Source organism: Clostridium perfringens ATCC 13124, from assembly GCF_000013285.1.
GTDB classification, from domain to species: Bacteria; Bacillota; Clostridia; order Clostridiales; family Clostridiaceae; genus Sarcina; species Sarcina perfringens.
Genome location: NC_008261.1, coordinates 484,503 through 507,733, shown reverse-complemented (window position 1 = coordinate 507,733; position 23,231 = coordinate 484,503). Strand labels below are relative to the sequence as shown.

The following is a 23,231-nucleotide window of genomic DNA, read 5'->3' as shown; positions in this document are numbered from 1 at the left end:
ACTTTTATTACTTGTACTATCTTTCTTAAAACTATTTTCTAATACAATATTATATAGTTAAAACAGAATTAACAGAAATAATTTAATTTATATTTTCCAACAAAATATTATATTATTATACTAAAATCCAAATTTTACTTTCCACAATTAAAATTTTAAATCACTTTACATAGTTTCTATTTCTAATCCAAAATGATCTGATACAACTTCTTTATTTTTTCCATTAAATATAACCCTACTATCATAAACTTTTGTGTTCCTATTAGTAAAAATTATATCTATTCTTAATTCTCCAGTGTTATCTTCCCATCCAGCTATATTTTTATTAACTGTAACACCAGAATCCTTATTTTCCGCTAAATTATAAGTATCAATTAACCCATTACTCTTAAGAAAATCATATCCTTCATTCTTTAAAAAGGCATTATTATTGAAATCCCCCATAAAGAAGGCTCTATTTTTGCTTTCCTTAGCATGTGCAAGTAAGTTTTCAACCTGAAATGTGAAGCTTTCCTCTTTATCATGCCACCATCCCATGTGACAAGAATAAAAATCTATATTTTCATTTTTAATATCTATTGTTGCTTTTACTATTTTTCTTGATCTCCAAAAAGTTTTACAGTGACTTTTTGATATATAAAAGCTTTCACTATTTACTATTTTATGCTTAGTTAATATGCACAAACCTTCCTCATATATATCATATCCAATATGAGAGTAATCCCAAACTAGGTGGTATTTTTCTCCACCTAGTTTGTTTATTTCTTCAATTAATACTAATCCATAATTATCTTCTTTTAAATTTCCTTCTTTAATACTAGCCTTAATACTTTGACTAGCCTCTTGAAGAGCTATAACATCATATTTCTCTTCAACTATTGTTTTTGCTAAGTATTTTATTTTGTATAATTGTTCTTCCTCTAGCCAAGAATGACAGTTTAAAGTAAGTAATTTCATTTTTAATCTCCTAAATACCTAAGATATCTTGAATATCTGATTTTAATACATCTGCTTTAGGACCATATATAGCTTGAACCCCTTTATCTTTAACTATAAGACCTAAGGCTTTATTATCTTTCCAAGCTTTTTCATCTCCAACCTTTTCAATCTCTTTAACAGTAACACGAAGACGAGTCATACAAGCGTCTACATCTACTATATTTTCTTTTCCACCTAGTAATTCAATAGCTTTAACGGCTAATTCATCCATTGAAGCCTTGCTATTTGATGAAGCTTTGTTTGTATTTTCATCTTCATTATCAATATAATTACCCATACGTCCTGGTGTAGCTATTTTGAATTTCTTAATTAAGAAACTAAATACAAAGTAATTTAAGAAGAAGAATACTACTGCAACTATTATAAAGTTTATTAAATCCTTAGTTAAGCCTGCATTTATCATAAGTGGTGAACGAGTTATAAGCTCTATGAATCCAAAAGCATGAACTCTTAAGTTTATTATATCAGCTATGGCAAATCCTAAACCTGCAATTACTGCATAAACTACATATAATATTGGTGAAATAAACATGAACATAAATTCAATTGGTTCAGTTACACCAGTTAAAAATACTGCTATAGCTGCTGAGAAAAATACTGATTTATATTTTTTCTTCTTATCTGGATCAACATTTTTATACATAGCTAATGCTACACCTATTAATGAAGCACTTGAAAGTATTACTTGTCCTGCTTTGAAACGAGCAGGTACCACTGACCCTATAAGTTGATTGTATGAAGTTATATCTCCTGCTTGCTTAAAGTTATTTAAATCAGTTATCCAAGCAAGCCATAATGGATCTTGTCCTGCAACTACTTGTCCTGCTGTTGGACCTGTAAGTATATGATAAACTCCACCAAGCTCTGTATAGTTTACTGGAACTGTAAGCATATGGTGTAATCCAAATGGTAATAATAAACGCTCTAATGTACCATATAAGAATGGTGCTATTATTGGAGCTGTATCCTTAGATGTAGCTATCCATTGACCAAAAGTATTTAATCCGTATTGTACAAATGGCCATACAAAAGAAAGTATTATTGCTGAAATTGTTGAGCCTATTATAACCATGAAAGGTACAAAACGTTTACCATTGAAGAATGCTAATGCATTAGGTAATTTATTATAATTATAGTACTTATTATATAATGCTGCTCCTAAGAACCCTGAAATAATACCAACAAATACACCCATATTAAGTGCTGGAGCACCTAACACTGAAACAAAGTAATCTTTAACTAAAAGTGTTTGCCCTGTAAAGGATTGAACTGTAGCAGTTGAGTCACCAGCTAACATAGCATTGCTTACGCTAAATATTACACCAGTGATTCTATTAATAAGAACAAATGCTATGGTACCTGCAAAAGCTCCCCCAGCACGTTCTTTAGCCCAAGATCCTCCTATTGCAACGGCAAATAGTAAGTTTAGGTTACCAATTATTGCCCAACCTATATCCTCCATAACTCTCGCTATAGTTTTTATGAAATCTACATCAATGTAAATTCCCATTACTTTACCTATTGAAATCATAAGTCCGGCAGCAGGCATTACAGCAACAACTACTAATAATGCCTTACCAAACTTTTGCCAGAAATCAAAAGACCCTAATTTAAACTTCTTCATTCTCAAAATCCCTCCATTTATTATTCTTATAATATTCATTCCAAGGTTATTGGTTATATAAACTCCAAATATTAAATTTTTTCTTTATATAGATCTAGCTAAAATACAAAACTAAAAATCAATCTTAAGTTTATTTTAATCTTTTTATATTTATTTTTATTTAATATAAAAACCTCTAAAAAAACTTAGATTACATTCATTTCTAAAGTTTTAATTTAAATTTTTAGAATTATTATAAATAAAAATATAATAATCTCTTTAAGAAAGCTTATATACTCTGCATTCATAAGGTTTTAATGTAAACTCTGTTAAGTTTTTATGTTCACAAACCTCATAATTGTTAAGAATTAAATCCTTAGAATTAAGTTTTTCTTTCTCATACATGTACTTGGCATTTTCTCCAGTTAAATTAGCCATTATCAAGAACTTTTCATTATTTAAAGTTCTTGTATAAGCAAAGATATTTTCATCCTCTTCAAGGATTAAATCATATACACCATAGATTAAAGCTTCATTAGACTTTTTAAGTTTTATAAGCTTTTTATAGAAGTTTAAAACTGAATTTTCATCCCTTTCTTCAACTTCTACATTTATTGTTTTATAATTTTCATTAACTCCTATCCAAGGTTTTCCACAAGTAAACCCTGCATTCTCACTTGAATTCCATTGCATAGGTGTTCTTGAATTATCTCTTGAAGTTACCCAAGCTTCTTTTAATGCTATTTCCTCTGAAACACCACTTTCAATTCTTTCATTGTAAGTATTTATAGTTTTAACATCATCATACTCAGATATGCTATGATATTTAACATTTGTCATACCAAGTTCTTGCCCTTGGTATATGAAAGGGGTTCCCTTTTGTAAGAAATAAATTGCTCCAAAAGCTTTTGCACATTCAGTTAAATATTCCTTGTCATTTCCCCAAGTTGAAACAACTCTAGGTATATCATGATTTTCAATGAAAAGTGCATTCCATCCTTTACCTTCTAAAGAATTTTGCCAATTTGTTAAAACATCTTTGTATGCCTTCACATCAAATCCTTGTCCCTCTTCATAATTCCAAAGATTAAGATGCTCAAATTGGAATATCATATTAAATGTCCCCTCATCTTCAGCTACCCAGTGATCAGCTTCATTGGCACTAACTCCATTTGCTTCTCCAACGGTAACTATATCGTACTTTGAAAAAGTTTCTTCTTTTAGTTCCTTAAGATGAGAATTTATTCCCTCTACATTCATATGTTTTTCAAAGGATGAAACATATTTAAGTCCCTCTGGATTATCCATATCCTTAAGACCCTCTTCTTTTTTTATGTGACTTATGGCATCAACTCTAAACCCATCAATACCCTTATCAAGCCACCAGTTTATCATCTTATATAGTTCATTTCTTACCTCTTTATTCTCCCAGTTTAAATCTGGTTGCTCTTTAGCAAATAAATGCAGGTAATACTCTTCACTATTCTCACAGAATTCCCAAGCTGAACCTTTAAATATACTTTCCCAGTTATTTGGTTCCTCATCCCCTTTACCTTCTCTCCAAATATACCAATCTCTTTTAGGATTATCCCTAGAAGCTCTTGATTCTATAAACCATGGATGTTCATGACTAGTATGATTTATTACTAAATCTATAATAAGTTTCATCCCTCTATTATGAACCTCACTAAGCAATTCATTAAAATCATCCATAGTTCCAAATTCATCTAAGATATCTTTATAATCACTAATGTCATAACCATTATCATGATTTGGTGATTTATACATTGGACATAGCCAGATTAAATCAATACCTAAATCTTTTAAATAATCTAATTTAGATATTATCCCTTGAATATCACCTATACCATCACCATTAGAATCCATAAAGCTCTTAGGATAAATCTGGTAAGCAATTAATTCTTTCCACCACTTTTTATTCATATTTTCTCCTTATGTTTACGTATATTGATTGAATTTTAAATTCGAACTATGTGCAAACGTTTGCCCACAATTCAAAAAAATTTGTTTTTTAGAATCACCTAAAAAACAGATTTTAAAATAAGGCTAAAATCCAAAGTTCACTAAGCTCCTTTGAATTAAGTCTCTATTTTTCCTATTGGCTATCAATTCTAAGATTCCAGCTTATTCAAGCTGTCATCAAGAATTGCTAAGCACTAGATAAATTCGGCTAAAATTCAAAGTTCGCTAGGCTCCTTTGAATTAAGTCTCATTTTATATTTTTATAATATCAGATAATTAAACCCTTTACAAAATTGATTTAAGAGAAAATTTATATTATTTTCTCTATTTATCTTTTATTTTCTCTTATATACTTAAATTCTTATGCAAACGTTTGCCCAAATTCCATGAGGAATTCTATCCTCTATCAATTAATTCAGTATCTACTATACAATATTTTTTTCTACCTACTAAATTTCCATTTAAATAATCTATAAGCAGCTTAGTTGCCTCATACCCTAATTCTCTTGCATTAATATCTATAGATGAAATTGGTGGATTTTGATATTTAGTCATAGGTGTATTGTTAAAACCTACTATTTTTACTCCTTCAATTCCATCTTCATTTAAAAATTTATTTGCCCCTAAAGCAAGTAAATCATCTGTTGTAACAACTATCTTAGGAGTTCTTTTTGATATTATCTCCCTCATAGCCAAATACCCACATTCTTCTGAAAAATCTATCCCCTCAATAACCATAGTTTTATCATAATTTAAATTATTTGCCTTAAAAGCATCTTTAAATCCACTTAATCTATCTTTGGAAACATTCCAACTTTTCTTTCCCCCAATAAAAGCTATGTCACTTTGTCCATCTTTTATAAATTTATCAACTAATTTAAACATTGCTTGAAAATTATCATTATCAACCCATAAAATATCCTCTTCATCTGGTCTTCCAATAACTACAAAAGGGAAATTTATGTCTTTTAAATATTTTATAGTCTTGTCCTCTTCCCTGACAGATAATAAACATAATCCTTCTAATAGATTATTACTTGAAAATTCCTTTATAGTCTTTAGTTCGTCCTCATCATTTTTACTAAAAGCATACATGATATAGTATCCATTTTCCTCTGCTGACATACTCATACCTCTCATTGCTTCTACGAAAAAAGGATTTTTAAATGAATCATCTGCCTCATTAGGTAAAACTACACCTAATATTTTTGTTTTATTGTTAACAAGACTTCTAGCTATTGCATTAGGTTTATAATTTAATTTTTTTATAGCCTTATTTACTTTTATTTTAGTTTCTTCACTAATTTTGGGGCTATCAGATAAAACTCTTGAAACAGTTGAAGGGGCTACATTGGCTTCTCTAGCCACATCTTTAATTGTAACTTTCACAAAATCACTCCTTCACACTTTAAAATATACCATAAAATCCTTCTGCAATCTACAAAGTGATTTAATTAAGAAATACCACTAGCTTAGCTAGTGGTATTTTTTCACTATAAGAATATTCATTAATTTAATTTTATTATTAATGAAACTGAATTTATATTTGTACTTAATTTTTATAATAAAAATTATCTACATAAATTTTAAAATGTTACTAAAAAACATATCAGAAATTATAGATCCTACATTTTTGAAAACAAACCACATATTTATTAAAGCAATAACAACCAAAGCTGTTGAATATATATATATAAGTTTTTCCTTTAATATTAATAAACTATTTAATAAACTATACATTAATATTATTAATAATATCATGCTAAATACTTTTAATATCACCCATGGTATTACGCCTAAAAACAAAACTATTGCAGCTATTATCTCTAATAACATATTAAATGTTGAAATTGTAAGCATTATATCCATAGCATTTGTTTTATCAATTTTATCCTTCATGAGGGATTTAAACAAAATATATATTATTCCCAATAAGAGTACATAATTAATAATATAGCTTCCTAAGTTTAAAATGTAAACTTTTTGCATAGGTATAGAATTTATTATATATTTAACCAAACCAGAACCATAGGTTTTAAAAGAAAAGATTGTTATTAATGGTGTAATCAATGAAGTTATTATAATATATATTAATTTATTTTGAGATGATAATTTAATTGCCTCATTTTTCACAGTGCTTATCGGATTACATATTACTTTTGTTATAAGTTCTTTGATTTCTATTGCACTTGTTTCTCTTATTTTATTATCCATATCTGATTTACATTTACATCCACACTCTGGACAAAAAACTGATTCATTTGGTATCTCCTTACCACATTTAGAACAATACATAAAATCACTCCTTATCTCTCATTAAACATAAACAATTTAATTCAATTTATTTAAATACCTCATATTAGTTAATTCATAATTTTTACTTGTATTATTAAACTTAAACTCATAAATTGAATTAAACACCTTTTCTTTTTCTTCATTATTTTGTTTTATATTGTATTTTTCAATAGTCTCAACAGTACCACTTAACTCTTGTTTATCTAGTATATTGATTTTTTCAACACTTACATCTAGCAATTCTTCTTTTATTCCATCATCAAAAAATTGCTTAATTACATTTGGCTGTGATTTATATAACTCCTTTCCTGGATATAAGTATTTTTTTATTGCTCCAAAATCATTATTATTAACTGCAACAGTAAAGTTATAAGTATAATCTTTTACTAAGTTTTCAACACTATAATATAAATCACTATAATCATCATTAAAACTAATTGAATTTTTCTCACTTTGATTTGCTTGTTTGTTATTTTTTACTTCATACTCATATAATTTATTATCTAAATCAATATATAATTCACTTCTTTCTCCTACTTTAATCTCATCAGATTTTAATACACTATCCCCTTGTTTAATTTCAATACTAATTTTTGTATCTTCTAAAATTGGTCCTAAGTTACTCATTTCATCAACTTTTTTTCCAGTATTCTTACCATTAACACATACTATAGCATCTTTTGATTTTTCACTTGTTTTTAAGGTAACGTACTTAAGTTCATTCCCTATTTCATAATTAAATTCATTATTATGAATACTTTTATTTTCTATAAAATCAATAGTTTCAGATTCTTCTAAATTAACAAATTCACTATCAAATTTATATGATAACTCATATTCTCCAGGAACAAACGGTCCCGCCTTGAAACTAAAGTCATCTTTATCTGATTCACATATTTCATTGTTATTTACAAAAAATTTAACTCCTGAAACATTTGAAGTTACATTTATAAATATAGGTTTTACATATACCTTGACCTTATTTAACCCTAAAAAACTCTTTTTTGAATTTTCAATATAAAATATTTTTTTCTTTTCATCACTATTTAAATTAAAAATATTGATTAATGCATCATTTTTATTAATGGATTCAGCATCTTTATTAATGGATTCAGCATCTTTATTTAAACTATTTATTGTTTCATCTAACTCCTTTGGATTTTTATTAAAATAATCAATTATAACTTTTGCGCTTTCTTCATTTATTTGTAAAGCTGAACTTTCTGTCTCTAATGAATCAATTAATTTTTGTTCATCATTCTCTAATATAGCAACTTTAAAATTTTCAATAACATTTTGAGGATTACTCATGTAATTTTTTAATTGATTATACGAAAAAAATAAAATAATTATTAAAATTATAGGAATTAGAATAATCTTATTCCCCCTCTTTTTCTGAGGCTCATTATTATTCTTTTTTGAATTGTCATAAGAATTATTTTCACTTTTTGAATCATTTTCTTGAAGTTCTTTTAATTCTTCTGTTGAAACTTCTAAGTTTTCTTCTTTATGGCTTTTATCATCCGTTGTTGTATTATTATCTAAATTCTCATCAACATCCTCTATTTTTGCTCCACACATTAAGCAAAAACGATTATTTCCTTCAATGGCTCTTCCACAAGATTTACACTTTCGCAAAAAATCCCCTCCAATGTTTTATTAATAAATATATATACTCTCTAGCATTCTATTAGCTTTTATACTTAATTGTTACACTCAACTATAAATCTTTTGAAATCACACTTTTTCATATATATAAGTGAATTTAATAATATTTTTCTATTTGTCTTGGGATTTTTTGAATTTTAAATTAATATTTTTTTCAACAAAAAAAGCTACACCATTATTTGATGTAGCTTTTAAAATTATTTCATTAGTTTACATATATCATTTGTGAAGTCTACAGGATCTTCAATGCTTAAACCTTCAACAAGTAAAGCTTGGTTATAAAGTAATTTTGTATATAGGTTAAATTTATCCTTATCATTTTCAAGGGCATCCTTTAATGAGTTAAATACTTCATGATTTGTATTAACTTCTAATACTTTTTGTGCTTTAACTCCTTGATTATTAGGCATAGCACTTAATATTTTTTCCATTTCTATTGAAACTTCACCTTCTGAAGATAAACATACTGGATAATTCTTTAGTCTACTTGAAGCTTTTACTGCACTTATTTTTTCTCCTAAAGCTTCCTTCATAGCTTCAAATATACCCTTGTTTTCTTCATTTTCCTTTTTGTTTTCTTCTTCTGATTCTATTCCTAAATCACCACTAGATACTGATTTAAATTCTTTTTCTTTGTAGTTCATAAGCATTTTTATTGCAAATTCATCTACATCCTCTGTGAAATAAAGAATTTCATAGCCTTTATCTAATACCATTTCAGTTTGTGGCATTTTCTCTATTCTTTCATTTGATTCACCAACAGCATAATAAATATATTTTTGGTCTTCAGCCATTCTTTCAACATATTCAGCTAGGCTTACCATTTTCTTTTCTTTAGATGAATAGAACATTAATAAATCTTTTAATTCATCTTTATTCATACCAAAATCATCATAAACTCCGTATTTTAACTGTCTACCAAATGATTTATAGAATTTTTCATAACTTTCTCTATCATTTTTCATCATAGATTCTAATTCATTTTTGATTTTAGTTTTTATATTTTTAGCAATACGGCTTAATTGTCTATCATGTTGAAGCATTTCTCTTGAAATATTAAGTGATAAATCTTGAGAATCTACTATACCTTTTACAAATCCAAAGTAATCTGGTAAAAGCTCTGAGCATTTTTCCATTATTAAAACACCATTTGAATATAATTCTAATCCTTTTTCATATTCCTTAGTGTAATAATCATATGGTATATTTTCTGGAATATAAAGAATTGAATTATAGCTTATCATACCATCAACACTTATGTGCATATGTCTTAAAGGTTTATCAAATCCAAATCTTTTTTCAACATAAAAATTATTGTAGTCATCATCAGTAAGTTCATTTTTATTTCTTCTCCATAAAGGAACCATGCTATTTACTGTTTCTTCTTCTACATATTCTTCATGCTCATTTTCTGTTCCCTCTTTAACTCTTGATTTAGTAACATCAAGTTTAATTGGATATCTTATAAAATCTGAATATTTCTTAATTAATGATTTTAATTTATATTCTTCTAAAAATTCATCATAATTTTCATCCTCATCATTTGCTTTTAGGTGTAAAATTATATCAGTTCCAAAAGAATCTTTTTCAGCTTCTGAAATTGTGTATCCATCCACTCCATCTGATTCCCATTTATATGCTTTATCTGCTCCAAAAGCTTTTGTTATTACTGTTATCTTATCTGCAACTAAGAATCCTGAATAGAATCCAACTCCAAACTGTCCTATAATATCAAAACCATCTTTGATTTCATTTTCTTTTTTAAACTGTAAAGAACCACTCTTAGCTATAACCCCTAGATTCTCATCAAGTTCCTTTTCTGTCATACCAATACCTTTATCTGATATTGTAAGAGTTCTTTCTTCTTTATTTGGTTTTATTTTTATATAATAATCATCTTTATTGAAAGTTAATGAACTATCTCCTAAAGTCTTATAATAAACCTTATCTATTGCATCACTAGCATTTGAAATTAATTCTCTTAAAAATATTTCTCTGTTTGTATAAATAGAGTTAATTACAATGTCTAATAGTCTTTTTGATTCTGCTTTAAATTCTCTTTTTTCCATTTTGAACTATTCCCTCCCAAAACAAAAAACTTTTTGTTAGCACTCTAACAACTTGAGTGCTAATCTCTATTTTTATATATAACACTTTTTGAAATTAATGTCAATATTTAATCCAAAATGAGGTTTTAACCTTTTTAATATTATTTTAAATAGCAAAATGGGTGTATAAAATTAACTTTTATCTCCCCTACAAATATTATAAAAATAATATTTCTTCAGGTTTTATAATTAATTTAATACACCCATAAATTTAAAGTCAAACTCCTATATATTTAATTTTCAAATAAAAAGTCTTAAATATTTAAATATGTACTTATCAAATTGATATGCACTTAAATTTCACTTCCACAATAAGGGCAATAATTATAATCTCCCTCTGCAGTTTTTCCACAGTTAGGACAAACTTTTTTCACTGCTCTTTTTCCATAAACTTGCCCCTCTTGAATAAGAGTCATATCTTCTAGATTAACTTCATTAATTTCTCCATTTTCTATGGCTTTTCCCTTTTCCTTTGAAATTTCATATATTGAGTTACATCTTTTACACATAACATAATACTTTTCATTCCATCTAAAAATAGGAATAAAGAATATATGAAAATACTCATAACTCTTTATTAAAGCTCCCATAGTTCTTGTTGAACAAGTTTTGCAATATATATTTTCTAATTGTTTTACTTCTTTTTGTTTATTTTCAATTCCAAATATACCAATAAAAAACATGCCATTCTCCTATAAATTTTATTATTACTTAAATATCATATTAGGATATATTTTTTTCAAAAATTCATCTGTATATTTCTTATCAAGAAATCTATCTAATGCATTTTTAGCTTTTATCCCATTCATCCTTGCTACTTCTCTCCTTACAGCTAAAGATGATATTATGATATCTGGTATTAAAAGTACTAAAAATATTACTGTGATTATTTTTACTGTTTGAAAAGAAAATAATCCCATAAACTTATCAAATAATGGATAAATATCCCTTAAGAAAAATACTCCAAGAATTCCCCAAAAGACAGAATATTCAACGCTTGTTCTTCCATGTATGCTTAGAGCTTTACTATTATACTCCCAAGAAACACTACCAAACACCTTTTCTTGAACCCAGGAGCATAAATATTCAAAGGCTCCTCCAATAATTGCACTTATAAAAAATATTATTATTCCATTATAATCAATAAATCTATAAAGTAATAATGTAAGAGCAACTCCTCCTATGCCATATACAGGACTAATTGGTCCATAAATTAATCCTTTTCTACTTTCAAAGTGTCCATTTCTTACATAACACCAAATCATTTCTACACAATATCCTAAAATAGATCCAATGGTAAATATCCATATTATTTTATAAATATTTATGGTATTACTTATCTCCATACTATCTCCCCCTATATTAATTTATATAATAATATAACTTCCATAAAAAACTTATCTATAAGTGAATATTAAGTATTTTGATTAACCGTCCAAAAAAACACTTGCTTTAAATAAATTAAAGTAAGTGTTTTTTAACTTTTATTTTATTCGTATCCATTTACTATAACCTTAAGTTCTCCTGTGTGTGGATCAATTACAAGTCCATGCACATTTACATCACTAGGCATTAAGGGATGATTTTTTAATGATGTTACACTTTCTTTTACAGATTCCTCTACACATCCAAATCCATGAAGCCATTTTTCCACATCTATTCCACAATGTTTGATAGTTAAGATTGTCTCCTCTGATATCCCCCTATCTTCCATTTTGCTTATCATATCTTTAGAATTTAAATTACTCATACCACAGCCATGATGTCCTACAACTAAAACATCTTCTGCATTAAATTCATAAATAGCAACAAGTATACTTCTAACAATACTTCCAAAGGGATGCATTATTGTAGCCCCAGCATTTTTTATTATCTTTGCATCTCCATTTTTTATATTCATAGCTTTTGGCAATAACTCAGTAAGCCTAGTATCCATACAAGATAAAATTACTAATTTTTTCTCTGGCTTTTTAGTTGCTTTATATTTCTCATATTCCTTATTTTCCACAAAACTCTTGTTAAATTCTAAAATCTCTTCTAGTCTTCTCACATTCTTTTCCATACTAAATACCTCTAAATAATATTTATTATTCTTTTAAATTAATTATTTATACTACTATACCACAAAGATTTAATTATATCCTAAAAAACTTTTTATATAAAAAAATTGATTTAAAGTCTTTACTCTAAACCCACTTAAAAATTCTCTCTTTATCACTTCTTATCTTCATTTAATTATACAAGTTGATATATTAACTTATCTATTATTGTTTAATATTAATAAATAATACCCCAGTCCTCATATCCCTTATTTATTATATCTAGATATCTTTTATCTGGAGTTTTATCTCCTTTTTCATTCATAACATAAGCAAAAGCTTCATATGAAATTCCATTTATATCTTGTACAATAAGATCAATCTTCTCATATAAATCTGGATATTCTTCATACTTATCTAAATTCTTTAAATCATTTAGAGAAATTTCATAAATTGCACCATAAACCTTTTCACCTTCACAAGGTATTATATCTGCATATTTATTATAAACTAATTTATAATTATTAAGATGTACACTTATCATAGGAATAGCTTCTGGACATCTTTTTTTCATTTGATCTAAACATAAATTACTTCCATAAGCAAAATAGACCATATACCCTCCACCTTTTCTTAAATATCACTACATATTATTCCATAATAACTATAATACGTTAATTAATTTTAACATAATATAGCAAATTAACTCTACCAAAATTTAAATTTCAGTAAAGTTAATTTCTTTGTTTTATAAAAATCTATGTAATATTGCCAAATACTACTTCTTGATAGATTTAATATATGATCTATATTCCTATTTTAATATCTTTTAACACATAAAATAGGAATATAATTTTTAACTTATAGTTTTAATAAGCTTTTTACACTCATCTTCAATTTCTTCTATTGATTTGTGAATGTAGATTGCATTTCCACAAGCATATATATTTTTGCTTGAAGTTTCTAAATTTTCATCTACAGCTGGACCAGTTGTACTTGGATTTAATTTAAGTCCACTTCTTAATGCAACTAATCCATCTGAAATCATTGGATAAGCAAAAATTACTGTATCACATTTTATATTTTTCTTTTCATCATCATTTTTTATGGTTACAGAGCTTACTCTTCCTTCTCCATGTATAGAGACAATTTCATATCCAGGGTATAAATTTTCACTTAAATCAAAAACTTCATTTTTATTTTTATCTGTTATGATTCCAGAAACCTTAATATTATGCTTTTTTAAATCCTCTTGAATCATATAAAGAGTGCTATCTCCTACTATGAAGATATTTTTTCCTGGAACCATATTTTTAATTCCAAAAATCTTTTTAGCCATTCCTACAGTTAAAACTCCTGCTGTACGATCCCCTGGAATTTGAACTGCATTTCTACTTTTTTCTTTTCCACCATTAGTAATTATTATGTTTTTACCTTTTATTTTCTCTACACCATATTCACTGCTTGTACAAAGTATTTCATTTGAATCTTCTATTTTTAAAACCATAGTGTTTAATTTAACATCAATATTAAGCTCATTAAATTCTTTTAATAAACTTTCTTTATATTCTATACCTGTTAAATTACCCTTTTCGCTTATATTGTAATCAGCTGAATTTAAAGCTCCACCTAAAATTGGATCTTTCTCTACTAAAAGAATATTTTTTATTCCGTCCTTTTTACCATTAATAGCTAAAAGAAGACCTGATGCTCCTCCACCAATTATAATTAAATCATATTCTCTCATAGTCTTAATCCTCCTTAAAACCAATTACTGGTGAACCTTCACTATTTTTATTTATATCACTTATGTCTATTCCTAGTTCTCTACTTAGTATTTTGCTTATAGGAAGTGTGCATCCAATCCCTTGACATCCTCCCATTGAAGCTCTAGTTCTTCTCTTAATAGCATCAACTGTAAGAGCTTTTATAGGTCTATGAATAGCTTCTACTATTTCACCTTCAGTGACAAACTCACACTTACAAACCATATGTCCATATGCAGGTTTTTCCTTTATTAATTTATTTTTTTCTTTTAAAGAAAGTTCTGCAAATCTAACTATCTTCTCCCTAGTTTTTTTGAAGTTTTTCTTTTCAACTAAATCTAATCTTTCTTTAATCATATTAACCACATATACTCCTATTGCTGGAGCTGCAGTTAATCCTGGTGAATCTATTCCTATAACATTAATAAAGTTTTTAGCATCCTCTACTTCTTCTATTATGAAATCTCCACCTTTAGTCTTAGGTCTTATTCCTGAGAATGTATTTAAAATTCTAGCTACTGGTAATTCTTCAAGGGATTTTTTGCTCTTATCTAAAATTTCATCTATACCCTCTCTAGAGGTTTCTAATGTTTTTCCTTCTACTGCATTAGGACCTACTAAAAGATTTCCTTCTGCCGTTGGAGTTACTAAAACTCCCTTACTTAATTTATTTGGAACTTGAAATAAAGTTTTATTAATCATAGCTCCTGCTACTTTATCAAATAAACAATATTCCCCTTTTACAGGATTTATTTCTCTCTTAGTCATGCTTACAAGATTATTTAAGAAAGCTCCTTCTAATCCTGATGCATTTATTATAAGTTTTCCATTTACTACTTCTTTATTATTTAAAGTTACTTTATATCCTTCAGATATTTTTTCTATACTAGTGACCTTTGAGTTTAATTTAAATTCAACTCCATTTTCTGCAGCATTTTCTGCTAAAGCTATTGTCATTTCATATGGACTAACTATTCCAGAGGTTTTTACATTTAAAACTCCAACTATTTTTTTATTTAAATTAGGTTCAATGTTTAAAGCTTCTTCTCTAGTTAATATTTCAAGGCCTTCAACTCCAAGCTTTTCTCCATTTTCTTTTAAACTTTCTAAAGTCTTCATCTCTTCATCTGAAAAAGCTAAAATAAATGCACCATTTCTTTTAAAAGGAAATTGTAAATCTCTTGATAAATCATCAAAGATTTTATTTCCTTCTATGTTTAATTTAGCTTTTAAAGTACCTATTTTTTCATTATAGCCTGCGTGTACTATACCACTGTTTCCCTTTGATATTCCCTCTGATACATCACTATTTTTTTCAACCACTAAGACATCTAAGTTATATTTTGATAATTCTCTAGCTATAGAGCATCCAACTACTCCAGCCCCTATTACTATAATATCTCTCATACCGTATCTCCTTTTAAAACAAATTTTACTTTAATAAAAGATTATATTTTCCAAGTTAACAACACTTTTACTAATAACTTTATATACCTAAAACTCTCCCTAGCTTTAAACGGAATTTAATAAAATATATTAAGCTTGTCTACAATTTTAAAGTACAAATTTTCTTATAGCCTCTGCAACGCCTCCATGCTTATTGTCTGATGTTACATAGTTTGCAAACTCTTTCACTGAATCTATAGCATTTCCCATGGCAACACCAGTTCCAGCCCAAGTTATCATTGATAAATCATTTTCGCTATCACCTATACACATTACTTCCTCTTGAGAAACACCTAAATATTTTGCAAGCATTTGAACAGCTTCTCCCTTTGAACTTCCCTTTTTCATTATTTCAAAGTTATCATCCCAAGAAGAAACAACTTCTAAATCAGTTGTACAAGCTATTAATTCTTCTTTTGCTTCTTTTAATTTATCTTTAAATTCTTTTTCTACACAAACACCCTTTAATATTTCTCCCTTATACTTTTTGAATGCTTCATCTAAATCCTTAACAACCTCTAATCTCACTTGTTTATCTTTAGGTAAAGTTTTATTTAAAACCTTATAAACATGATTTTCTGGTAATTCTACTGTTGAAACAATTCCCCAGTTTGTAGTTACATATGTAAATAAATTATTTTTCTTAGTTATTATATTAAAATCCTCTAAATCACTTTGTTTAAGAGGATTATTATATATTTCTTCGTCATTTACTCCTCCAATATAAGCTCCATTACTAGCTATAATTGGAGTTTTTAAACCTATTGTGTCTGAGTACATTCTTGCACAATCATAAATTCTTCCTGTGGTTATGGCTACTATTGCTCCCTTTTTTACAGCTTCTTTTATTGCATTTTTATCTTCTTCTGCAATATTTTGCTGATCCATAAGTAAAGTACCATCCATATCAATGCATATTAATTTTATACTCATACTAAACACTTCTTTCTTTTGTATATTATTTCTTTCTGCATTTTTATTATAAATCTATGTCCTAAATAAGTTAAATACTTGTTTTTTATAATTATAATAATATTTTACTTATATATTTAATAATAAAAATAAATTGATTATATAAAAAACATAGAAATTATTGAAAATTCTATGCTTTTAGGCTTTAAATATTTTTATTTTATTTCCACATCTTCAAAAATTGTATTTGCACTTGTCCATTGTTGAAATCTAATCTTTACTACAAGCCCATATAGACCAAAAGTTATTACAATAAGTATCCACCAAAATATCCAATGTCCTATTAATTCCTTAGGATTACCTATAAATTTTAATCTTTTCCCACAAATAACTGTATGTTTACAAGTAGCTTCATACTTCATGCAAATAATCCATGGGTATGCCAATCCTAAAGTTAATATTCCTAATAATAAACATTTCAAATGATGAACAATTGAATTTTTAAATGTATTATCAAAATATGAGTCATATTTTTCTTTATTTAAAATAATTGATGATTTATAGGCCATTTTAATTCTCCTTTCCTTTATTAATATTATTCCTTACCTAAACTTCCAGATTTTCTAAATATATTATAATTTATTTAGAAAACTTATCAATAAAGTCTAATTATCAATATTTCTAAAATAGATTTAAATATAAATCATATGAAAAATATATAATTAAATATTAATCAATATCTTAAAATTAATGCATATATGTAAAAAGCATAGAAAACTTTTTAAGTTCTCTATGCTTCTTTATATAATATTATTTTATTTCTGTACAAATTGGAGTACACTGTCCACAGCTACCCATTTGTCTAATCTTATTTTATTCCCTGCTCAAAGGCAAAGAATTTATTTTCATCATATTTTTTTCTAATCTCTCTTAGCTTGTCCTTATTTTCTCCATAATATTCTTCTTCATAATCCTTAAGGTCTTTAAAAGGAAAGTTTATAAATGATCCAGTAGTTATGCTTTCTATGTATTTAAAATTATTTTTAATCCATTTTATATTTTCTTCTGCAAAGATATCATCTTCCCAAACAGATTGTATTCCCATAATAAACCTTGCATCTCTATAGTAAAAAGCTGATGAATTCTTATGAACATCTTTTACTGCGCCACCTAGGCCATAAAAGGATATGGCAGTATAATATGCTCCCTCTGCTCTATTTGAAACTATATCTATAAGTTTCTCTATTTCACAGTTATCATAATCTCTAAATACAAATCTTCCTGTTGATTTGTATTTTTCATAAGGAGGATGACTATATTCAATCTTTCTATTAGCTTCTAAAACTCTCATATAACTTAAATTAAAATTAACCCTTGTTGGTAACTTAAATGGAAGTAATATTTCATTAGCTTCTTCTTTATGTCCATAAAATAATCCTGTAATCTTAACTCCAATTCCCTTATCCTTTGAATTGTAGATAGCTGTTTTTAAGTTCATTCTCCTATCTAAGTTCTTGAACTTTTTTTGTAATGTTCTTATTACATAAACAAGTTCTTCTTTTTCCGCATTAGGGTAATCTATATCTATTAAAGTTGCCATTTCTATTTTTTGAGGAATTTTAAAGGTCATTGAAATAACTACTCCAAAATTTCCACCTCCACCCCCTTTGGCAGCCCAGAATAAATCAGAATTATCATATTCATTAGCTATAACAATTTTCCCTTTGCTATTTATAAACTTTACTTCTAGAAGATTGTCGCATCCAAGCCCAAGTAATCTACTTGAATATCCCCAACCTCCACCAAGAGCAAAGCCTACAACACCAACTGTAGGGCATCCCCCTCCTGGAAATGGATATCCTAAAACACCTAAGGCTTCATATATTTCTTCATTTTTAACGCCACCTTCTATAGTAACTTTCATATTTTCTTCATCAATGATTATATTATTCATTTTACTTAAATCTATTACTAATACATCATTTCCTATGGAGTATCCTTCATAGTTATGACGTCCAACTCTTATTCTAAATGGAATATTATTTTCTTTAGCCCATTCTAAAGCATTTTTTACATCATCAATATTATTACAAAAAACTATCCCTAAAGGATATTTTTTTATAGCTCTATTCCAAGATTCTATACTTTTTTCATACTCTATATTTTCTCTAGTTACTAAATCACCAGTAAATTTAGAAAAATCAACCTTTTCCATACTCTCACCTTCTATAATAAATACTCTATTTAATGATGATATCATAAGTTCTTTATTTATAAAATAAAAAAAATAAGTGAAAGATTATAACTTTAGTTAATTTAACTAAATTAATCCTTCACAACTTAATTTATATAAGAGAGATTTCATTTGAATATATTTGTTATCTATAACCATGTAATTAAACTTCTTATGTTTTTCTAAGAACTCTTATAGTTAACCTAAAAAATTCTTTCCTTTATCATCATATGTTTATTATTACAAGTTAATCATTCCCACAAATTATAAAATTAATTATAAATCAGTTGATTCTTCCCAGTTTATATTACAATCAAATACCTCTGATTTATAAAAATCATCATTTTCCTCAATCATTTCAATAAGCATTTTAGCAGCATATTTTCCCTCTTCATAAGTTGGTTGATCTATTGTAGTTACAGATGGACTTGCATACATTGTCCAATCCCATTTATCGAATCCAATTATTCCAACATGATTTGGAACATCAAATCCTTCCATTTTTACAGCCTTAAAAACCTTTTGAAGTATTTTACCATTTATAGCAAATATAACAGTTTTCTTATTATTGCTTATATTTATTTTAAGCATCTCAGCAATTTCATCAACCTCTGTATTTTCATTTATAATTTCAATAAAACTTTTGCAATTTATCTTATTTACAGCATCTTCAAAACCAGTTTTTCTTTCCATTCTTGCTGCTAATTTATCTGGAGCTTCTGTTACTAAAATAAACTCTTCATATCCCTTTTCAGCTAACTTTAAAACTGCTTCATAGACTATTTCGTAGTTATTGGTTTTCACCCATTTTCCAGTGTACCTTGAAGAAACACTATCTAATACTACGATTTTCTTACCCTTATTTTTTATTGCTGGATATAACTTGTCAAAATTTTTAGTAGGTTGAACTATAAAGCCATCAACCCCCATATCTAGCATCTTTTTAAAATACTCTTCTTCATTGTAATAATCTAAATTAGTGCTACCTACTAATATTTGATAACCCTTTCTTCTAGTAATCTCCCCAATTCCTTTAACTATATTACTACTAAAAGGATTTGTTATATCTGCAACTACAACACCTATTAAATTTGATTTTTTTAATTTTAAACTTCTTGCCATTATGTTTGGACTATAATTTGTTTCTTCAATAACCTGTTCTATTCTTCTTTTTGTATCCGGGGACATTTTATCAAATTTACCATTTAAATAAAATGATACCGTAGTTTTTGAAGTTTTAGCTTTTTTAGCAATATCATTTATGGTTAACTTAGCGCCTTCATTTACCACAATTTACCTCCTTATAAAAAATAGTTATTTATCTTATGCTTTCAAACGAATTATTTCTCTCTTGTCTTTAACTCTATGCACAACAATAACCTTACCATATAAAGCCAAATCGTCATACATATATACCTTAGCCCCTTTAAATGTTTCTTTATTAAATATTATAACAGTATAACTCTCATTTTCGTTTATTACAAATTCTTTAGTTATTGCCACACTTGTATCAATCTTTTCTTTTGAATTATATTGTACAATACTAGGATCCTTTATTTCTATACTTTTTAAATTCTGCCCTAAAATTATATCATAGTTCACAAAATTATTTTCAAAAGTACCTTGTGTTACTATCTTTTTACTATTATTTATACTATTATAATTTGTTGAAATTAAAGTATTTTCTATATATTTCTTATCTACATTGTTATTATAAATCTTAATTTCACTTTCTTTATTTACACATCTAAAATAACCCTCTTCTTTAATCACCTTAACCTTATAATCTAAATTATAATAATTTTTGCATATATGCTTTCCACTACATCTTATATCATTAACTATTACCCATATATCTGGAGATATAACTAACACCTTTCTAATAACCGTATATGGTGTTCCATCACTTAAAGTTGCTAAATAAGCCATTTCAGCATAAGCTATATTATCTTTTTCATTAAAATAATTTTTCATAACATCTGGATATTTATTATATTTCCATGAATTCTTAGGAATAGCAAAAGGAGAATCATCAATTACAGATACATTATGAGCCTTAACAGATTTTAAATATTCCCTTAAAAGATCACTTTCAACATAGGTATACCTACCTGAATCTATTAAAAATGGTTCTCCACCATAATGAATTGAAAAATGGCATAAATCTGAATGTCCATGTCCACTTCCAAGAGTACCATTTTGTAAATAAGTAAAACTTGCCTCTTTGTCCCATCCACTTCTTATATAAATATTACCAGAGTCTATAAAGGACTTATTAAGCTTTGTAATTTCCTCTGCATCCATATTTGTATATTTTAAAAATCCATCTCTTCCAAACAATAATATACTGGTTAAATCCATAGTTTCATATGCTCTAAATTTTAAATGAGGATCATTAAATAATATAGATGCCCTAAGAAGAACATCTCTAATATCACTTCTGTCACTGTCCCCTTGAGCAACTTGAATTGAATTTGAATCTCCACAGTAAACTAAATATTTAGCCATAGAATGTATTTTTTCTAAGAACTCCTCATCTAAATCAACATTAAAATACTTAACATAGTGTATAGTTGCCATAGAACAATTTAGTACTTCAATATGATACATTACAGACTGCTCCCAATGTGAACCATCTTCTAAAACTTGAAGATTTATTTCCCTGTATAGTTCCTCAAGTGCCCACTTATATAATTCCTCATCCTCAATAAATTCTTTTAACCATAGTGAGCAAGTAATTATTGCTGTTGTCTGTAATACTCCCCAATTGCTAAGAACATATTTATCAATATAAGATTTTTTCAAATACTCTAATTGTTCTTTTATACTAGAAATTATTTTTAATATTTCTTCATCTTCTAATTTATTTTCATGAATCAAGTGTAAAAGAGACTTCATCCAACTAAAACATCTTATTCCAGTATCTATTGTTCTTATTGTTGGTCCTCCACACTCCTTTATTTCATTCTTTTCAATCCAATTAAATATTAATTCCTTTAACTTATCTAAATATTTTTCATCATTACTAAAATAATAGGCTGCAATTAATTTTTCAAAGTATTCATGTCTATTAAGCATAAATACCCATTCCTCATCTCCATTAGGAGTAAAGTTCCAATCTAAATCTCTATTTAAATATGGAATTTTACATTGTTCCATATCCCATTCATCATCAAATATAAAAGAATTATTAAGAATTAAATTAGAACCTATTAACTTTTTATCTACTTCATTCTTACAATTATGATTTATATAATACCTTACAAACTCAGCATCATATACTTGCATATACTCATTAACCTTTGCTTTTAATCCCTCTATTTTATTAGAATAATTACTCATAATATCTCCACCTTATAAATAAAATAAAGACCACTTATATTAAGTAGTCTTCTTTTCAAATTAATATTTTATTATCCATGAAATTCGGCATTTATGCCACTTACTCTAATAAGTATTATTTTTATTAAATATTCTGCTTTTAATTTAAAACGCCCATAATACTTTCTTTATCGATTTCTATTATAACGCCCTTTGAAATTTCTAATTTAACTATATTATTGTTTATTCCTTTAATTATCCCATATATGCCTGATATAATAATAACCTTGTCTCCTGGTTTTAATTTTGATAAATAAATGTCTCTAGCCTTTTCTTGCTCTTTCATTCTTTTTTTGTGTATCATTGGTGAAACAAAAGATATTATAATAGTATATGTAGCCAGTACTAATATTATTAACCAAAGCACTCTATCATTCATAGTTAACCAACTAAGTCCTTTCTACAAATAACTGATGACATTTCAGGTAATTTATTTAAAGCTTCTTCAATAACTCCTCTATGATTTTCATTGTTTTCTAATACTAATGTATTCATAACAACTTCTAAAATACAAGCTACTGAAACTCCACCAACAACATATTGATTTTCTGATTTTTCATTTAATAATATTTCTCTTGATGTTATTTGGAAAGGTGCTCCCCCTGTTATATCTGCAAAAACAATTAGATCATTATTATCTTCTATGTAGTTTTTAACTTTAACAGTAAACTCATCATGAGTTAATTCTCCATTTAAATTTATTGCATCAATATTTTCTTCTACTCCAGTTAGTAATTTTATTACTGATTTTATCCCAGTTGAATATTCTCCATGTCCTACTACTAATATTTTCATCTC

20 protein-coding genes are annotated in these 23,231 nt (G+C 27.1%); all 20 read right to left on the bottom strand.

Going from position 1 to position 23,231, the window contains the following annotated elements; all coding sequences use genetic code 11:
- Positions 1-165 precede the first annotated feature (165 nt).
- The 20 genes from CPF_RS02125 to CPF_RS02030 all read right to left on the bottom strand — a co-directional run bounded on the left by CPF_RS02125 (position 166) and on the right by CPF_RS02030 (position 23,228).
- Positions 166-957 (bottom strand): endonuclease/exonuclease/phosphatase family protein, encoded by a 792-nt coding sequence (locus CPF_RS02125; RefSeq protein WP_011590189.1) that lies wholly within the window; start codon positions 955-957, stop codon positions 166-168.
- 10 nt (positions 958-967) lie between these two features.
- Positions 968-2,623: a PTS transporter subunit IIBC gene (locus CPF_RS02120; RefSeq protein ID WP_011009797.1), complete on the bottom strand. Its 1,656-nt coding sequence runs from the start codon at positions 2,621-2,623 to the stop codon at positions 968-970.
- A gap of 258 nt (positions 2,624-2,881) precedes the next feature.
- Entirely contained in the window at positions 2,882-4,546 is a 1,665-nt protein-coding gene (locus CPF_RS02115; RefSeq protein ID WP_011590188.1) for a glycoside hydrolase family 13 protein, read from the bottom strand.
- 435 nt (positions 4,547-4,981) lie between these two features.
- Positions 4,982-5,974, bottom strand: a complete 993-nt coding sequence (locus CPF_RS02110; protein ID WP_011590187.1) for a LacI family DNA-binding transcriptional regulator — start codon at positions 5,972-5,974, stop codon at positions 4,982-4,984.
- A gap of 186 nt (positions 5,975-6,160) precedes the next feature.
- Entirely contained in the window at positions 6,161-6,880 is a 720-nt protein-coding gene (locus tag CPF_RS02105; protein WP_011590186.1) for a zinc ribbon domain-containing protein, read from the bottom strand.
- A gap of 36 nt (positions 6,881-6,916) precedes the next feature.
- Complete coding sequence (locus CPF_RS02100; protein WP_011590185.1) at positions 6,917-8,518, bottom strand: zinc ribbon domain-containing protein; 1,602 nt, start codon at positions 8,516-8,518, stop codon at positions 6,917-6,919.
- A gap of 227 nt (positions 8,519-8,745) precedes the next feature.
- The gene (gene htpG / locus CPF_RS02095) at positions 8,746-10,617 is read right to left on the bottom strand and encodes a molecular chaperone HtpG (RefSeq protein ID WP_003455303.1); all 1,872 of its coding nucleotides are present in this window, start codon (positions 10,615-10,617) and stop codon (positions 8,746-8,748) included.
- Between the two features lie 332 nt (positions 10,618-10,949).
- Positions 10,950-11,339 carry a zinc ribbon domain-containing protein gene (locus tag CPF_RS02090; protein WP_011590184.1) on the bottom strand — a complete coding sequence of 130 codons (390 nt, stop codon included), beginning with the start codon at positions 11,337-11,339 and terminating at the stop codon, positions 10,950-10,952.
- A 24-nt stretch (positions 11,340-11,363) separates the two neighbouring features.
- Positions 11,364-12,002 carry a putative ABC transporter permease gene (locus CPF_RS02085; RefSeq protein ID WP_011590183.1) on the bottom strand — a complete coding sequence of 213 codons (639 nt, stop codon included), beginning with the start codon at positions 12,000-12,002 and terminating at the stop codon, positions 11,364-11,366.
- Between the two features lie 143 nt (positions 12,003-12,145).
- Positions 12,146-12,718 (bottom strand): beta-class carbonic anhydrase, encoded by a 573-nt coding sequence (locus CPF_RS02080; protein WP_011009793.1) that lies wholly within the window; start codon positions 12,716-12,718, stop codon positions 12,146-12,148.
- 215 nt (positions 12,719-12,933) lie between these two features.
- The gene (locus tag CPF_RS02075) at positions 12,934-13,311 is read right to left on the bottom strand and encodes a gamma-glutamylcyclotransferase family protein (RefSeq protein WP_011590182.1); all 378 of its coding nucleotides are present in this window, start codon (positions 13,309-13,311) and stop codon (positions 12,934-12,936) included.
- 240 nt (positions 13,312-13,551) lie between these two features.
- Positions 13,552-14,442 (bottom strand): NAD(P)/FAD-dependent oxidoreductase, encoded by an 891-nt coding sequence (locus CPF_RS02070; RefSeq protein WP_003461122.1) that lies wholly within the window; start codon positions 14,440-14,442, stop codon positions 13,552-13,554.
- Between the two features lie 4 nt (positions 14,443-14,446).
- The gene (locus CPF_RS02065; protein ID WP_011590181.1) at positions 14,447-15,868 is read right to left on the bottom strand and encodes an NAD(P)/FAD-dependent oxidoreductase; all 1,422 of its coding nucleotides are present in this window, start codon (positions 15,866-15,868) and stop codon (positions 14,447-14,449) included.
- A 147-nt stretch (positions 15,869-16,015) separates the two neighbouring features.
- The gene (locus CPF_RS02060; protein WP_011590180.1) at positions 16,016-16,840 is read right to left on the bottom strand and encodes a Cof-type HAD-IIB family hydrolase; all 825 of its coding nucleotides are present in this window, start codon (positions 16,838-16,840) and stop codon (positions 16,016-16,018) included.
- Between the two features lie 194 nt (positions 16,841-17,034).
- The gene (locus tag CPF_RS02055; RefSeq protein ID WP_003455446.1) at positions 17,035-17,388 is read right to left on the bottom strand and encodes a hypothetical protein; all 354 of its coding nucleotides are present in this window, start codon (positions 17,386-17,388) and stop codon (positions 17,035-17,037) included.
- 299 nt (positions 17,389-17,687) lie between these two features.
- Positions 17,688-19,034 (bottom strand): FAD-dependent oxidoreductase, encoded by a 1,347-nt coding sequence (locus CPF_RS02050; RefSeq protein ID WP_011590179.1) that lies wholly within the window; start codon positions 19,032-19,034, stop codon positions 17,688-17,690.
- Between the two features lie 294 nt (positions 19,035-19,328).
- Positions 19,329-20,342 carry a LacI family DNA-binding transcriptional regulator gene (locus CPF_RS02045; protein ID WP_003455628.1) on the bottom strand — a complete coding sequence of 338 codons (1,014 nt, stop codon included), beginning with the start codon at positions 20,340-20,342 and terminating at the stop codon, positions 19,329-19,331.
- A 33-nt stretch (positions 20,343-20,375) separates the two neighbouring features.
- Positions 20,376-22,394: a heparinase II/III family protein gene (locus tag CPF_RS02040; protein WP_003455377.1), complete on the bottom strand. Its 2,019-nt coding sequence runs from the start codon at positions 22,392-22,394 to the stop codon at positions 20,376-20,378.
- 139 nt (positions 22,395-22,533) lie between these two features.
- Complete coding sequence (gene yajC / locus CPF_RS02035; protein WP_003455254.1) at positions 22,534-22,812, bottom strand: preprotein translocase subunit YajC; 279 nt, start codon at positions 22,810-22,812, stop codon at positions 22,534-22,536.
- Positions 22,813-22,814: 2 nt separating this feature from the next.
- Positions 22,815-23,228, bottom strand: a complete 414-nt coding sequence (locus CPF_RS02030; RefSeq protein WP_003455482.1) for a PTS sugar transporter subunit IIA — start codon at positions 23,226-23,228, stop codon at positions 22,815-22,817.
- Positions 23,229-23,231: the final 3 nt, after the last annotated feature.

What these genes read in the sequence shown, in the direction of transcription:
- CPF_RS02085 (WP_011590183.1), bottom strand. Translation starts at nt 12,002, where the DNA reads ATGGAGATAAGTAATACCATAAATATTTATAAAATAATATGGATATTT.
- CPF_RS02070 (WP_003461122.1), bottom strand. Translation starts at nt 14,442, where the DNA reads ATGAGAGAATATGATTTAATTATAATTGGTGGAGGAGCATCAGGTCTT.
- CPF_RS02125 (WP_011590189.1), bottom strand. Translation starts at nt 957, where the DNA reads ATGAAATTACTTACTTTAAACTGTCATTCTTGGCTAGAGGAAGAACAA.
- CPF_RS02060 (WP_011590180.1), bottom strand. Translation starts at nt 16,840, where the DNA reads ATGAGTATAAAATTAATATGCATTGATATGGATGGTACTTTACTTATG.
- CPF_RS02090 (WP_011590184.1), bottom strand. Translation starts at nt 11,339, where the DNA reads ATGTTTTTTATTGGTATATTTGGAATTGAAAATAAACAAAAAGAAGTA.
- CPF_RS02050 (WP_011590179.1), bottom strand. Translation starts at nt 19,034, where the DNA reads ATGGAAAAGGTTGATTTTTCTAAATTTACTGGTGATTTAGTAACTAGA.
- CPF_RS02055 (WP_003455446.1), bottom strand. Translation starts at nt 17,388, where the DNA reads ATGGCCTATAAATCATCAATTATTTTAAATAAAGAAAAATATGACTCA.
- CPF_RS02065 (WP_011590181.1), bottom strand. Translation starts at nt 15,868, where the DNA reads ATGAGAGATATTATAGTAATAGGGGCTGGAGTAGTTGGATGCTCTATA.
- CPF_RS02040 (WP_003455377.1), bottom strand. Translation starts at nt 22,394, where the DNA reads ATGAGTAATTATTCTAATAAAATAGAGGGATTAAAAGCAAAGGTTAAT.
- CPF_RS02030 (WP_003455482.1), bottom strand. Translation starts at nt 23,228, where the DNA reads ATGAAAATATTAGTAGTAGGACATGGAGAATATTCAACTGGGATAAAA.
- CPF_RS02120 (WP_011009797.1), bottom strand. Translation starts at nt 2,623, where the DNA reads ATGAAGAAGTTTAAATTAGGGTCTTTTGATTTCTGGCAAAAGTTTGGT.
- htpG (WP_003455303.1), bottom strand. Translation starts at nt 10,617, where the DNA reads ATGGAAAAAAGAGAATTTAAAGCAGAATCAAAAAGACTATTAGACATT.
- CPF_RS02080 (WP_011009793.1), bottom strand. Translation starts at nt 12,718, where the DNA reads ATGGAAAAGAATGTGAGAAGACTAGAAGAGATTTTAGAATTTAACAAG.
- CPF_RS02075 (WP_011590182.1), bottom strand. Translation starts at nt 13,311, where the DNA reads ATGGTCTATTTTGCTTATGGAAGTAATTTATGTTTAGATCAAATGAAA.
- CPF_RS02115 (WP_011590188.1), bottom strand. Translation starts at nt 4,546, where the DNA reads ATGAATAAAAAGTGGTGGAAAGAATTAATTGCTTACCAGATTTATCCT.
- CPF_RS02105 (WP_011590186.1), bottom strand. Translation starts at nt 6,880, where the DNA reads ATGTATTGTTCTAAATGTGGTAAGGAGATACCAAATGAATCAGTTTTT.
- yajC (WP_003455254.1), bottom strand. Translation starts at nt 22,812, where the DNA reads ATGAATGATAGAGTGCTTTGGTTAATAATATTAGTACTGGCTACATAT.